General features: G+C 48.5%; 1 pseudogene. It reads right to left on the minus strand.

From position 1 onward, the window contains the following. Positions 1 to 235: pseudogene (locus AB4486_RS22990) on the minus strand (cobalamin biosynthesis protein CobT); the annotation flags it as partial.

The following is a 235-nucleotide window of genomic DNA, read 5'->3' on the forward strand; positions in this document are numbered from 1 at the left end:
GAGTTGTTACTCTCTTGTTCTTGGTTGATGAGTTCTTGCGCTAAAGAGGCCAGTTCATTGGCGCAGTGAGCAAACTGTAGCTGGTCGGCTCGATGTTCCTTTAAGCGCTTTAGGCTGCTTCCGAAAATAGACACGATGCCCGCACGTGTCGATTCAATGGTTTCGGCAATTAGTTCCGAAACTGGGACACTGGTTAAGCGGGTGTGGATGATTTGCATCAGCGTGAACAGTAACT

Origin of the sequence: Vibrio sp. 10N.222.55.C6 (assembly GCF_041473395.1) — a bacterium.
GTDB classification, from domain to species: Bacteria; Pseudomonadota; Gammaproteobacteria; order Enterobacterales; family Vibrionaceae; genus Vibrio; species Vibrio crassostreae_C.